The organism is Scandinavium sp. (assembly GCF_051650185.1).
Classification (GTDB): Bacteria; Pseudomonadota; Gammaproteobacteria; order Enterobacterales; family Enterobacteriaceae; genus Scandinavium.
The window spans coordinates 1-11848 of sequence record NZ_JBOFIN010000063.1; the positions used below are offsets into that span (position 1 = coordinate 1).

Genomic DNA, 11848 nt, shown 5'->3' on the forward strand with positions numbered 1-11848 from the left:
AGAACAAACTCGGTACGTAATGACATGGTATCTCTCGCATCCCAGGGCATAAGCGACTCCATAAACGGGTTCTTATGCCTTAGTTGTAAGTGTCTACCATGTCCCCGAACAAGTGTTCATGATGTCCCCGGACCGTACATAGGGAGAGGGCTGGGGTGAGGGTCAAAGATCATCCAACAAATGCTGCATCAGCAGCGGAATCGGCCTCCCCGAAGCCACACTCCTGCCACCTTCACGCCACAGCGCTGTGCCGCTGATATCCAGATGCGCCCACGGAATGTCTGACGGGCAGAAGTGGTGCAACAGCCAGGCGGCGGAAGCACTGATCGCGGCGTTATTGGTGGGGGTGTTGCACAGGTCAGCAATTGCGCTTTCGGTCTGTTTTTTCAGGCGTTTATCCAGCGGCAGCGACCACACTTCATCTCCGCTCTTGTCTCCTGCCTGAGTTAACGCACTGCGCAGTGGTTCATCCTGTGTCATCAGGCCACTCAGCTCATAGCCCAACGCTTTGACGACAGCACCTGTGAGCGTTGCCATGTCGATAATGTACTGCGTTTGCGGATGACGCTGGCTGGCCCAGGCGATGGCATCCGCCAGCACCAGACGGCCTTCTGCATCAGTGTTATTGATTTCCACCGTCAGGCCATTACAGGCGCGGGCCACGCTGCCGGGCTGCATCGCGTCCGGGCCGATAGCATTTTCTGCCAGCGCCAGTACGCCCATGACGCGAACGGGCAGTTTCAGCTCTGCAATGCTCAGCATCAACCCCAACACATTCGCCGCGCCGCACATGTCGTATTTCATGGTGTACATGCCAGCGCCTTCTTTCAGCCACAGGCCGCCGGTGTCAAACGTAATGCCTTTGCCAACGTAGCTGCGAACAGGGCCGGTTTCCGCGCCATTGTAGTGAATGGCGAGCAGGCGAGGAGGGCGTGACGCGCCTTTGCCGACGGCGTGCAGTAACCCAAGCCCTTGTTCGACAATGGCCTTTTCATCAAGCACTTCGCATTTCAGCGCTGGATACTGAGCACAAAGACGCTGTGCTTCCTCTGTCACAAACTGTGGCGTGCAGGTTTCTGAGGGAATGTCCGCCAGACGGCGTGCCGCAAGCATTCCCTTCGCGACGGCATGCTGCTGACGAAATGCCTCGCTCAAGGCTGATTGCTGCTCTGGCAGACTGAATCCGCAGAGCGTTTTGACCCGCAGCTGCTGTTCATCGCGCTTACGCAGCCCAAGATCGTCGAGGCTATGATCGAGGTTAAAGAACCAGCGCAGGGCAGAATCACGTACCCGGTTTTCCGTCAACGAAGTGCAATCGAGCACCACTTCTTCACTGGCAGGCGATTTAAACAGCGGGCGCAGATGCGTCAGCAAGCTGTCCGTTAGCGCATCCTGCCATGCCGAGCCCGGAATCAGTGTGATTCTGGCAAAGGGCGCACAGGCAAAACGGCTATCGGCAACGTGGCCTGCGTTTGCATGGGCGATCATGTCTGCCAGCGCCGGGATATCAAACGCCGCCCACAGCGGGCTGCCTGCATGGCTGATCAAATGAGCGCCGGGTAGGACCTCGGCAGGGCGCGTGATTAAACGATATTCCATGGGTTACTCCTCAATCGGGGCGCGAATGCGCTCGGCATAAGCCTGCATCCATTCATCGTCCACCGGCTGATAGTGGGTTTTTTCTTTGTGGCGTTCAGCACGAAAGACGGTCAATGGCTGTTTTGCCGTGGCGACCACAAAGGAGAAGGTTTTGATGTTGGTTGAGGCACCAAATTCACCGTGGCGATTCATGCAAACCACCGACAAATCGCCCGCACGGCCAAAGCGTGACATCAGCTTATCTTCCAGTTCGAAGACCACGGAATCTGCCGCTTGCTGTGGCGTCATGCCGCCCGCCATGCGGCGGACTATTTCGTAGCTGGTGCAGCCTTTCATCAGGTCTTCACCCACGCCTGTTGCAGTGGCGGCCCCGGTTTCGCTGTCGCAGTAAAAGCCGGAACCCATGATCGGTGAATCGCCGATGCGCCCACGTTTCTTCATAAACAGGCCGCTGGTGGAGGTTGCAACGCTCATCGAGCCTTGTTTATCCAGGCCGATAATGCCGACGGTGTCGTGGCCGTCATACGGGCTGAGCCCTTTGTCGAGCGTTTCCCGGCAGCGTTTGCGATAGTGCTGCATCGCGCGTTCGGTGAGCATCTCTTTATGGCTGAAACCTTGCTCCAGCGCCCATTCGCGCGCGCCCTGGCCGACCAGTAGAGAGTTGTAGCGCTGACGGCTGAGCGCGTGCGCCACACGCACCGGGTTGGCGATATCGATAAGGTTGCCTACCGCGCCAAATGCCAGCGTGTCGCCGTCCATAAACGCCGCATCCAGCTCAACCTCTCCGTTTTCGGTAGGCAAACCGCCAAACCCGACGGATTTGTAATACGGAAAATCTTCTACGGCAGCAACGGCATCGACCACGGCGACCGAGGCAGCATTCCCTGCGGCAAGCGCAGACGCGGATTCAGTAACGCCTTCCAGCGCCATACGCCAGGTTGCAATTATTCCCCACATTTCACTCACTCCTGTTTTGCTAACTGGCTGATTTCACTTTCGGTAACGACTTCTGCGGCACGGTACTGCTTATCGACAATGCGCATAAACGGCAGGTACAGCATCGCGCCAATCAGCAGGTTGATGATTTGCATCAGGCTGCCGGACAGATGTCCGGTGACGATAAACCCGCTCAGAACTGGCGGCAGTGTCCAGGGAATAAACACCCCGGTGGTGACCGCGACCGCGCCAATTTTCATCGCCACATACTGCACCGTGACCAGCACCAGCGGCACGAGATTGAAAGGGATAAGCATTATCGGGTTCATGATGACCGGCAGGCCAAACAGAACCGGTTCGTTGATATTGAAGATGGAGGCACCGGCGCCAAGCCGCGCCACTTCACGCATGTTTTTACTGCGAGCGAAAATCAGCATGGCGATAACAAGCGACAGCGTTGCGCCCGCGCCGCCCATCCAGATCATATCGAAGAACTGTTCGGTGATGATGTGTGGCGGTGTTACGCCCGCCTGAATGGCGGCGATGTTGTCGGTCTGGTTTTCCATCCACAGCGGGCGAATGATGCCGTTGATCATCGAGCCGGAGTTAATGCCGACAGACCACAGAATGGTGATGCTGAACACTGTCATCAGCGCACCGAAATAGGAGGTGCCGTAGTGACGCACCGGTGTGGCGACCACTTCATAAATGAACTGGTGAATGGTGTTGTAATGGGTATTTTCAAAACCGATGCGGATAACCAGCACCAGAATCATCACCACCAGCGCCGGGATCAGTGCAGCAAACGACTCCTGCACCGCAGGCGGCACGCCGTCGGGCATTTTGATGACCAGCTTTTTGCGCTTCAGCCAGCAGAACAGCTCAGTCCACAGCAGGGAGCCAATCATCGCCACGAACAGGCCTTTACTGCCAATCCACTCGACCGGCATCACGGTGATCCCGCCGTTTTCCGCCACTTTGATAAACGGGGTCAGGATCAGGAAGCTCACCAGCGCCAGAATGCCGCAGGAGATGCGGTCTTCTTTGTAGTGTTCCGCGAGGCGATAGGCCACGAGGAAGCTGACGAACAGCGACATGGTTGAGAACACCGCATTGAACGGGATCTCGACGATGCTGCTCCAGCTGTCACCAAAGGTGTGAGACATGAACTGCTGGTAGCCCTGATTCGGGAACGACGAAATCACCAGCAGGATCGAACCGACAATAATAAACGGCATAAAAGAGACATAGGCACCGCGAATGGCGCCCAGATGGCGCTGCTGGGCCGCTTTGGCGGCCAGAGGCATCAGTTTTGCTTCTAAAAATCCCAGAACATTGTTCATTGTGAGCTCCGCACGAGACTGGCTGGACGGTTGTGTGTTATGACTGCGGATTATCAGTGAAAGCGCAGGGCTGAAAGGTGAATCCGGTCACATTGCCAGTGCGTGATTACTGTAAGTCTCATATGATTGGTTCTGGTTATATTCTGGGAGCAGGCGATGGAAATTAAGCTGCACGCTAACGCGACGACAACTCCACGAGTGCGTCGTTACCTGCAACAGTCCGATAAAAGCGACCGGGAACTGGCGAAAGAGTTGGGCATTTCCGTCACCACTGTGCGGCGCTGGCGCAACCGGCAGCAGATTGAAGATCGGCACACCACGCCTCGGGTGGTACACAAAGCGATGAGATCTGAACAGGTGGTGCTGATCAACGCCCTGCGTGACACCCTGAATGCGCCGCTTGATGAACTGCTGATCCTGGTGAATGAGGGGCTGGGGATCCCGGTCTCTCGCGCCACGCTGAATCGCTATTTGGCTCCGGCGCATCAGCGGCAGAAGGCGGCAGCGCAGGGTAAGAAAGCCCTGAAGGCGGGTGTGCAGCCGACGACCTTAACCGTGCATTATCGACTGCTGTCGATGACGATGGATGATGGCGGCGATCACCATTTGCTTTGGGCGCGTGAGCCGGTAAGCGGCTGGTGCCAGGCTCGGGTTTGTTCGGGGATCTCTCTGGCGTTGATGCAAAACTGGCTGAGTGAAGTTCTGGAACACTGTCCGGCTGATATTCAATGTATTGAGACTGAAAAGGTAAAGTGGCTTCAGGTTGAGCTTGAGGGGCGGGTTCGGCGTGACCTTCCTTCTGGCGAGTTATCCACCATTGCATTCAGCGAATCTTTGAATACCTTGATTCCGGCGGCAAGCGAACCGGATGCGTTGGTTCAGCGTTTGTGTGAATTGTGGAATACGGGAAAGGCACAAAAGAAACTTGGGGAGTTAACGCCGCAGGCTTTTCTGGAAGCGCTGCGGCATCAGGATTAAAGGATATCCAGCACGGATTCTGGTGGACGACCAATACGCGCCTGGCCGTTTTTAATGACGATGGGGCGTTCAATCAGCTTAGGATTGGCGATCATCGCTTTGATCAAATCGGCTTCGCTCAGGGCGCTGTCGGCCAGATCCAGCTCTTTATACAACTCTTCTTTCTGGCGCATCAGCTCGCGAGCGCTTTTCATGCCGAGCATTTTCAGCAGATTTTTCACGGTTGCTGCATCCGGCGGGGTGTCCAGATAGAGCACGACTTCTGGCTCGATGCCTTTCTCTTTTAGCAGCGCCAGCGTTTCGCGGCTCTTGGAACAGCGTGGGTTGTGATAAATCGTGATGGCATCACTCATCGGGTATCCTTACATCTTGTTATACGGTTTAAAGGTTTCCTGCAACTGGCGGAACTGGTCGATACGCGCGTCATAGCGGGCCTGTTGCAAGCTGCCCAGTTTCACCTGTGAGCTGGCGCTACTGAGCAAAGAAATGGCCTGATCGAGCCGGCCAACCAGCGCCATATTCTCAGCACGGGCGGCCAATTCCTGATCGCGGTTGCCCAGTTGCCCCTCGGCCTGGGCCAGCAGATCCCAACCGTTAGTGTCATCTTTATAGGTAAAGGTATAGCGGTTCAGCAGCGTTGCGGCTTCCGCGGGTTTACCTGACTCAAGCAGGGCGTTAGCAAGGTTAAGCTGCAACACCGGGTTGGTTCGCAGCTCCGCGGCACCTTTCAGACGGTTAACGGCTTCATCGTTCTTTTTCTGCCCCAGCGAAATGTCTGTTGCCAGATCGAGGTACCAGGCGTTTTGCGGATTGGCGGTGAGCAGTGGCTGAAGCTGTTTACTGGCTTCGGCAAAGTTATCTTTCTGCATCGCCAGCAGGGCGCGGCCATATTGTGCGGCGTGCTGCTCACGGATATTGCCTTTCGACCAGCTGTCCAGCAGGTCGCTACCCAGCTGATTCTGCCCGTTGTTGTACATGCCCAGAATTCGCGCTTTGGCCATGTAAAAATCTTCAGAGGATTGCACGACCACCGGACGCATCTGGTTTGCACGGTTACGCGCATCGGCCAGACGGCTTTCCGGTAGGGGGTGCGTCAGCAGCATTTCTGGCGGGCGCGAAGAGTAGCGCGACTGATCCATCAGCTTATCCATAAACTGCGGCATGCCCTGCGGATCAAAACCGGAACGCTGCAAAACCTGAATCCCGATGCGGTCAGCTTCTTCTTCGTTCTGACGCGTAAAGCTGATAAGCCCTTGCTGCGTGCCTGCCAGCGTACCGGTGAGCGCTGCCATCCCGGCTTGCGGACTCGCCATCGCCAGCAGAATCGAACCGAGTGCTCCAACCCAGGTCAGTGGCGCATTGCGCTTCTGATCTTCCATCGCACGCGCCAGGTGGCGTTGAGTCACGTGGGAGATTTCGTGCGCCATCACCGAAGCGAGCTGGCTTTCGGTGTCGGCATAACGGAACAGCGCTGAGTGCAGCACCACGTTGCCGCCGAAGAAGGCAAAGGCGTTGAGCTCATCGTTGTTGATTAAAAAGAAGTGAAAAGGGGTGCGCACGGAGTTGGCATGCGAAACAAGGCGCATCCCGAGGCCGTTAATGTACTGAACCAGCAGCGGGTCGTTGACCAGTGGCGCGCTGCCGCGCAGCTGGCGAACATAGAAATCGCCCATCTGCATTTCCTGCCCGATAGAGAGCGTGCTTCCGGCCGTGGTGCCCATATCCGGCAGCGAGTCTGCGGTATCCGCAAAAGCAGGCAAGGCCTGGCTTAGCGTCAATGACGCGATAAGTGTTGCAACCAGCGTTTTCTTTAACTGCCTGAACATAGCTCGGTCCTGTCTGTAGGGTTTGCGAGTTTGACCGACAACGAGGCGTAACGTTCCATGTCGGCGGCTCACGCAGTGTAGCGTCCAGTGGTTCGCCTGGAAACACCCTTGCGCGACTTTTGCTGTCTGGTGCGCTGGGGGACAAAAAACGGAGTCTTTTTTGTGACATTTCGATACACTTCCCGAGGGCCTTTTGCCCACCATTCAGGGATACGTTTTATATGCTCGAAATGTTAATGCAGTGGTATCGTCGTCGCTTCAGCGACCCGGAGGCGATTGCGCTGCTGGTCATTCTGCTTGCCGGGTTCGGCATTCTCTTCTTCTTTAGCGGCCTGCTTGCCCCGTTGCTGGTGGCGATTGTGCTCGCTTATCTCCTTGAGTGGCCGACGGTTCGCCTCGAGCGCATTGGCTGCTCCCGAAGCTGGGCCACCTCAATTGTGCTTGTCGTTTTCGTTGGCATTTTGCTGCTGATGGCGTTTGTGGTGATGCCGGTGGCGTGGCAGCAGGGGATCAATCTGATTCGCGACATGCCGGGCATGCTCAATAAACTCTCTGATTTTGCCGCCACCTTGCCGCGTCGTTATCCCGCTTTAATGGATGCGGGCATTATTGATGCGATGGCTGAAAACATGCGCAGCCGAATGCTGACCATGGGCGATTCAGTGGTGAAATATTCTCTCGCCTCGCTGGTCGGGCTGCTGACCCTGGCGGTCTATCTGGTCTTAGTCCCGCTGATGGTGTTCTTCCTGGTGAAAGACAAAGAGCAGATGCTGAACGCCGTGCGCCGCGTGCTGCCGCGTAACCGGGGGCTTGCAGGCCAGGTCTGGAAAGAGATGAATCAGCAAATCACCAACTACATCCGCGGCAAAGTGCTGGAGATGATCGTGGTTGGGGTCGCCACCTGGATTGGCTTCCTGCTGTTCGGCCTGAACTATTCGCTGCTGCTCGCCGTGCTGGTCGGGCTGTCGGTGCTGATCCCTTATATCGGCGCCTTTGTGGTGACCATCCCGGTGGTGTTTGTGGCGTTGTTCCAGTTCGGCCTCGGCACTGAGTTCTGGAGCCTGTTCGCCGTGTACCTGATTATTCAGGGGCTGGATGGCAACCTGCTGGTGCCAGTGCTGTTCTCGGAAGCGGTGAACCTGCATCCGCTGGTGATTATCCTGTCGGTGGTTATCTTCGGCGGCCTGTGGGGATTCTGGGGCGTGTTCTTTGCCATCCCGCTGGCAACGCTCATTAAGGCAGTGGTTCACGCCTGGCCGGACAGCCCGGCTGTAGAGGAAGCGTGAAAAAGCAGTACCTGAAGGAAGCCACCGCGCGGCAGATTGTCCAGCGGGCGATGAAAATCATCCCCTGGTCGGTCAACGTGATGAACGAAGAGGGGATTATCATCGCCTCTGGTGAACCTTCTCGTCTGCAGCAGCGCCATGAAGGGGCGATTCTGGCGCTGAAAGACAACCGTGTCGTCGAGATTGATACCGCTACGGCAAACCGGCTGAAGGGCGTAAAACCGGGCATCAACCTGCCCATCTCCTTTCACGGGCAACTCCTTGGCGTGCTGGGCATTACCGGCGAGCCGGAAGAAGTTCGGGCTTATGCCGAGCTGGTAAAAATGGCCTCTGAGCTGGTCATCGAGCACATGGCGCTGATTGAGCAAAAGCAGTGGGATAAACGCTACCGGGAAGATCTCATTAATCAGCTCATTATGCGGGAGCCGCCCGCAGATGCGCTGCACGACATGGTTTCCTATCTGGGCGTCGACCCTGAATTACCGCGCGTGGTAGCGATCATCGAGCTGCGCCAGCCCGACCGCGAAGCGCTGCGCAACCTGCTGGATTATTTTGAAAACAGCGCGCGCGACCATCTGGTGACCTTCACCGACTTCAACGAGCTTATCATCATCAAACCGATTGCCCTGAAAGGGGAGAACTGGGATTTGCAGCAGGAGATGCGGGAGCTGCAGACGTTTAAATCCTGGGCCAGTTCTTCAGGATTCAGTCGCATCGTGGTCGGTGGCCATTTCCCCGGCGCGAGAGGCTGGCACCGCTCCTGGCAGACTGCGAAGGCGACGCAGGCGATGGTGAAAAGGCAGAAGTTCAAAAACCAGTATGTCTTCTACCATGACTACGCTTTACCCGCGCTGCTGGGGGAAATTTCCGAAAGCTGGCAGGCGCAGGAGTTGTCACGTTTGTGGGCGAAGTTGCTGGAAAATGACAGCAAAGGCGTATTGCAAACCACCTTGCGCGCATGGTTTGAACAGAACTGTGAGCTTACTCAAACCGCGAAGCACCTTCATATCCACGTCAATACCCTTCGCTATCGTCTTCAGCGCTGCGAAGAGATCCTGCAAATTAAAATCAATGACTTAAAGAGTATTCTCTGGTTGTTCATTGGGATGCAGCTGCAAACTGAAATTGTAGGTTCCCACAATTTAACCCCCGCTCAGTTAGCAAAACTTCGTTAAAAGCACTAACTCCATTCGTCACGCCTTTCCTCATACTGCGCCGGTACCTTACAAAGGAGGCGCTTAAAAATGACGTCCATCTCTACTCTGGGAGCTATCGCCGCGTTGGTGGTAGCCATCTTACTGATTTTAAGAAAAGTTTCTCCTGCCTACGGCATGATGGCAGGGGCATTAATTGGTGGGCTGGTTGGCGGAGCGGATCTGGTTGAAACCGTGAAGCTGATGGTGACGGGCGCACAAGGGATCACCAATGCCGTGCTGCGTATTCTGGCCGCAGGTGTGCTGGCAGGTGTCCTGATTGAGTCCGGGGCCGCGAACACCATCGCCGGAACGGTGGTTAAGAAAGTCGGTGAAACTCGCGCTCTGTTGGCGCTGGCGATTGCCACACTTTGCCTGACGGCAGTGGGGGTTTTTGTCGATGTGGCGGTGATCACTGTGGCACCGATTGCCCTCTCGATTGCTCACCGTGCCGGGTTGTCGAAAACGGCAATTTTGCTGGCAATGATTGGTGGCGGTAAGGCCGGCAACGTGATGTCGCCAAACCCGAATGCGATTGCGGCGGCTGATGCTTTCCACGTGCCGCTGACTTCAATCATGATGGCGGGCGTGATCCCGGGGCTGTTTGGCCTGGTGATGGCTTATTTCCTCGCGAAAAAACTGAGTCGCAAAGGCACGATGGTGACGCAGGAAGAAGTCGTGGTTCAGGGCACTCATGCCGATCAACCGGGTTTTCTGGTGTCGGTCAGCGCCCCGCTGGTGGCCATTGTGCTGCTTTCGCTGCGTCCAATTGCGGGTATCAACATTGACCCCCTGATTGCTCTGCCTGTCGGTGGCCTGATTGGCCTGATGTTAATGGGACGCGCACGTCACGCTAATCAGTACATGGTGGCTGGCCTGAGTCGCATGGCTCCTGTCGCGATCATGCTTTTGGGGACAGGAACGCTGGCAGGCATTATTGCCAACTCTGAACTGAAAGATGTGCTGATCCACGGCCTGACGGCTTCCGGATTGCCTGCCTGGGTGCTGGCCCCGGTTTCGGGGGCTATCATGTCGATGGCGACAGCCTCGACGACCGCAGGCACCGCAGTGGCGTCCAGCGTCTTTGCGCCAACCCTGGTTGAACTCGGCGTGTCAGCGTTAGCGGGCGCGGCGATGATTCACGCGGGCGCAACCGTGCTTGATCACCTGCCACACGGCAGCTTCTTCCACGCCACAGGCGGCAGCGTCAACATGCAGATCCGTGAGCGTCTGAAGCTGATGCCTTATGAGACGCTGGTCGGTTTGACCATTGCGGTTATGTCTACACTGATGTTTGGCGTGTTCGGATTCGCAGGATAACGATGATGAAAATTGTAATTGCACCTGATTCTTTTAAAGAAAGCCTCTCGGCCCTGAATGTTGCACGCGCCATTGAAGCCGGGTTTCGCCAGATATATCCGGATGCGGAGTATGTCACCGTGCCGATGGCCGATGGCGGGGAAGGGACCGTGGAGTCGATGGTCGAAGCAACTGACGGTCGTTATCAGTTTACTGAGGTGACAGGGCCGCTGGGCGAGAGAGTGAGTGCTCGCTGGGGCCTGATGGGGGACGGGCAAACGGCCATCATTGAAATGGCTGCTGCGTCCGGGTTGCATTATGTCGCCCCTGAACTGCGTAACCCGCTGAAGACAACGAGTTTCGGCACCGGGGAAGTGATTGTCGCGGCGCTGGAATCGGGCGTCGAGCGCATCATCCTCGGCATCGGAGGCAGTGCGACGAACGACGGGGGCGCAGGCATGATGCAGGCGCTGGGTGCGACGCTTTCAGGCGCTGAAGGCAACGCGCTGGCTCACAGCGGTGGCGCACTGGAAAAGCTCGCTCATATTGATTTAAGCGGGCTGCATCCACGGCTGGCGGAGGTTTCGCTCACGGTCGCTTGTGATGTGAACAATCCGCTGTGTGGCCCTAACGGGGCGTCAGCCGTATTCGGCCCGCAGAAAGGGGCGACGCCAGAGATGGTCGGGCAACTGGACGCTATCCTCAATAATTGGGGCCAGATGATGGCGAAAACCACCGGGCGCGATGTGCGCGAAGTGGCGGGCGCAGGCGCGGCGGGAGGAATGGGCGCCGCGCTGGTTGGGCTGCTCAATGCGCAGCTCAAACCCGGCGTTGAGATTGTGGTGGAAGCGCTGAAGCTGGATGAGCACGTCAAAGATGCCACTCTGGTGATCACCGGTGAAGGGCGGCTCGACAGCCAAAGTATCTGCGGCAAAACGCCGATTGGTGTAGCAACCGTAGCAAAGCGTTATAACAAGCCGGTTATTGCGTTAGCGGGTGGGTTAAAAGACGATCATCAGGTGGTGTACGAACATGGGCTTGATGCCGCGTTCGCGATCCTTCCGGGGATTGTGACATTGCCGCAGGCGCTGGAAGGCGCACATGAAAACCTGAAGCTCACCGCCCGCAATGTTGCTGCGGTATGGAAGATGGCGCAATTGGTGAAGTAGGGTTTATTGCCGACAAAAGGCCTTGTATCAGCGAAGCCGCCACCCGGCAACATCCAGCCCAACAAAAAACCGCCCCTTGGGGTAATGCCGATCAGTTAAGGATCAGTTGACCGATCCAGTGGCTGTGTAAGAATCCGGAAACGCTCACTCGTTTCCGGATTTTTTTATGCTCATTGGACAGGCACTTGATTTGGTATCCCGTTACGATTCTCTGCGTAA

Annotated in this window: 10 protein-coding genes; 5 read left to right on the forward strand and 5 right to left on the reverse strand. The window is 56.5% G+C overall.

The window, feature by feature from the left end:
• Positions 1 to 162 precede the first annotated feature (162 nt).
• Genes ACRCWW_RS07730 through celB form a run of 3 tightly spaced genes read right to left on the reverse strand, consistent with a single transcriptional unit; the run spans position 163 to position 3878 of the window.
• Entirely contained in the window at positions 163 to 1599 is a 1437-nt protein-coding gene (locus tag ACRCWW_RS07730; protein WP_438681888.1) for a leucyl aminopeptidase family protein, read from the reverse strand.
• A gap of 3 nt (positions 1600 to 1602) precedes the next feature.
• Positions 1603 to 2556: a N(4)-(beta-N-acetylglucosaminyl)-L-asparaginase gene (locus ACRCWW_RS07735; protein WP_438681889.1), complete on the reverse strand. Its 954-nt coding sequence runs from the start codon at positions 2554 to 2556 to the stop codon at positions 1603 to 1605.
• A 5-nt stretch (positions 2557 to 2561) separates the two neighbouring features.
• Positions 2562 to 3878, reverse strand: coding sequence for a PTS cellobiose transporter subunit IIC (celB, locus tag ACRCWW_RS07740; protein ID WP_438681890.1), 1317 nt, complete (start codon positions 3876 to 3878; stop codon positions 2562 to 2564).
• 156 nt (positions 3879 to 4034) lie between these two features.
• Between celB and ACRCWW_RS07745 the strand changes: the two genes are divergently transcribed.
• Positions 4035 to 4856 (forward strand): helix-turn-helix domain-containing protein, encoded by an 822-nt coding sequence (locus ACRCWW_RS07745; RefSeq protein WP_438681891.1) that lies wholly within the window; start codon positions 4035 to 4037, stop codon positions 4854 to 4856.
• On the opposite strand, the gene arsC is transcribed toward ACRCWW_RS07745, so the two are convergent.
• Together arsC and bepA are read right to left on the reverse strand one after the other, a co-directional pair.
• A complete protein-coding gene (gene arsC / locus ACRCWW_RS07750; RefSeq protein WP_438681892.1) occupies positions 4853 to 5209 on the reverse strand; it encodes an arsenate reductase (glutaredoxin) in 357 nt (118 codons plus the stop codon). The two genes, ACRCWW_RS07745 and arsC, sit on opposite strands and share 4 nt — an antisense overlap.
• A 9-nt stretch (positions 5210 to 5218) precedes the next feature.
• Positions 5219 to 6682, reverse strand: a complete 1464-nt coding sequence (bepA, locus tag ACRCWW_RS07755) for a beta-barrel assembly-enhancing protease (RefSeq protein WP_438681893.1) — start codon at positions 6680 to 6682, stop codon at positions 5219 to 5221.
• Positions 6683 to 6903: 221 nt separating this feature from the next.
• On the opposite strand from bepA, the gene ACRCWW_RS07760 reads away from it, so the two are divergent.
• The 4 genes from ACRCWW_RS07760 (at position 6904) to ACRCWW_RS07775 (ending at position 11629) form a co-directional block, all read left to right on the forward strand.
• The gene (locus ACRCWW_RS07760) at positions 6904 to 7968 is read left to right on the forward strand and encodes an AI-2E family transporter (protein ID WP_438681894.1); all 1065 of its coding nucleotides are present in this window, start codon (positions 6904 to 6906) and stop codon (positions 7966 to 7968) included.
• On the forward strand, positions 7965 to 9143 hold the full coding sequence (locus ACRCWW_RS07765) for a sugar diacid recognition domain-containing protein (RefSeq protein ID WP_438681895.1): 1179 nt from the start codon (positions 7965 to 7967) through the stop codon (positions 9141 to 9143). Before ACRCWW_RS07760 ends, ACRCWW_RS07765 begins: the two co-directional genes overlap by 4 nt.
• Before the next feature lie 69 nt (positions 9144 to 9212).
• On the forward strand, positions 9213 to 10481 hold the full coding sequence (locus ACRCWW_RS07770; RefSeq protein ID WP_438681896.1) for a GntP family permease: 1269 nt from the start codon (positions 9213 to 9215) through the stop codon (positions 10479 to 10481).
• Positions 10482 to 10486: 5 nt separating this feature from the next.
• A complete protein-coding gene (locus ACRCWW_RS07775) occupies positions 10487 to 11629 on the forward strand; it encodes a glycerate kinase (RefSeq protein WP_438681897.1) in 1143 nt (380 codons plus the stop codon).
• Positions 11630 to 11848: the final 219 nt, after the last annotated feature.

Coding starts and splice junctions, on each gene's coding strand:
- arsC (WP_438681892.1), bottom strand. CDS start 5,209: ATGAGTGATGCCATCACGATTTATCACAACCCACGCTGTTCCAAGAGC.
- celB (WP_438681890.1), bottom strand. CDS start 3,878: ATGAACAATGTTCTGGGATTTTTAGAAGCAAAACTGATGCCTCTGGCC.
- ACRCWW_RS07760 (WP_438681894.1), top strand. CDS start 6,904: ATGCTCGAAATGTTAATGCAGTGGTATCGTCGTCGCTTCAGCGACCCG.
- ACRCWW_RS07735 (WP_438681889.1), bottom strand. CDS start 2,556: ATGTGGGGAATAATTGCAACCTGGCGTATGGCGCTGGAAGGCGTTACT.
- ACRCWW_RS07730 (WP_438681888.1), bottom strand. CDS start 1,599: ATGGAATATCGTTTAATCACGCGCCCTGCCGAGGTCCTACCCGGCGCT.
- ACRCWW_RS07775 (WP_438681897.1), top strand. CDS start 10,487: ATGAAAATTGTAATTGCACCTGATTCTTTTAAAGAAAGCCTCTCGGCC.
- ACRCWW_RS07745 (WP_438681891.1), top strand. CDS start 4,035: ATGGAAATTAAGCTGCACGCTAACGCGACGACAACTCCACGAGTGCGT.
- ACRCWW_RS07770 (WP_438681896.1), top strand. CDS start 9,213: ATGACGTCCATCTCTACTCTGGGAGCTATCGCCGCGTTGGTGGTAGCC.
- bepA (WP_438681893.1), bottom strand. CDS start 6,682: ATGTTCAGGCAGTTAAAGAAAACGCTGGTTGCAACACTTATCGCGTCA.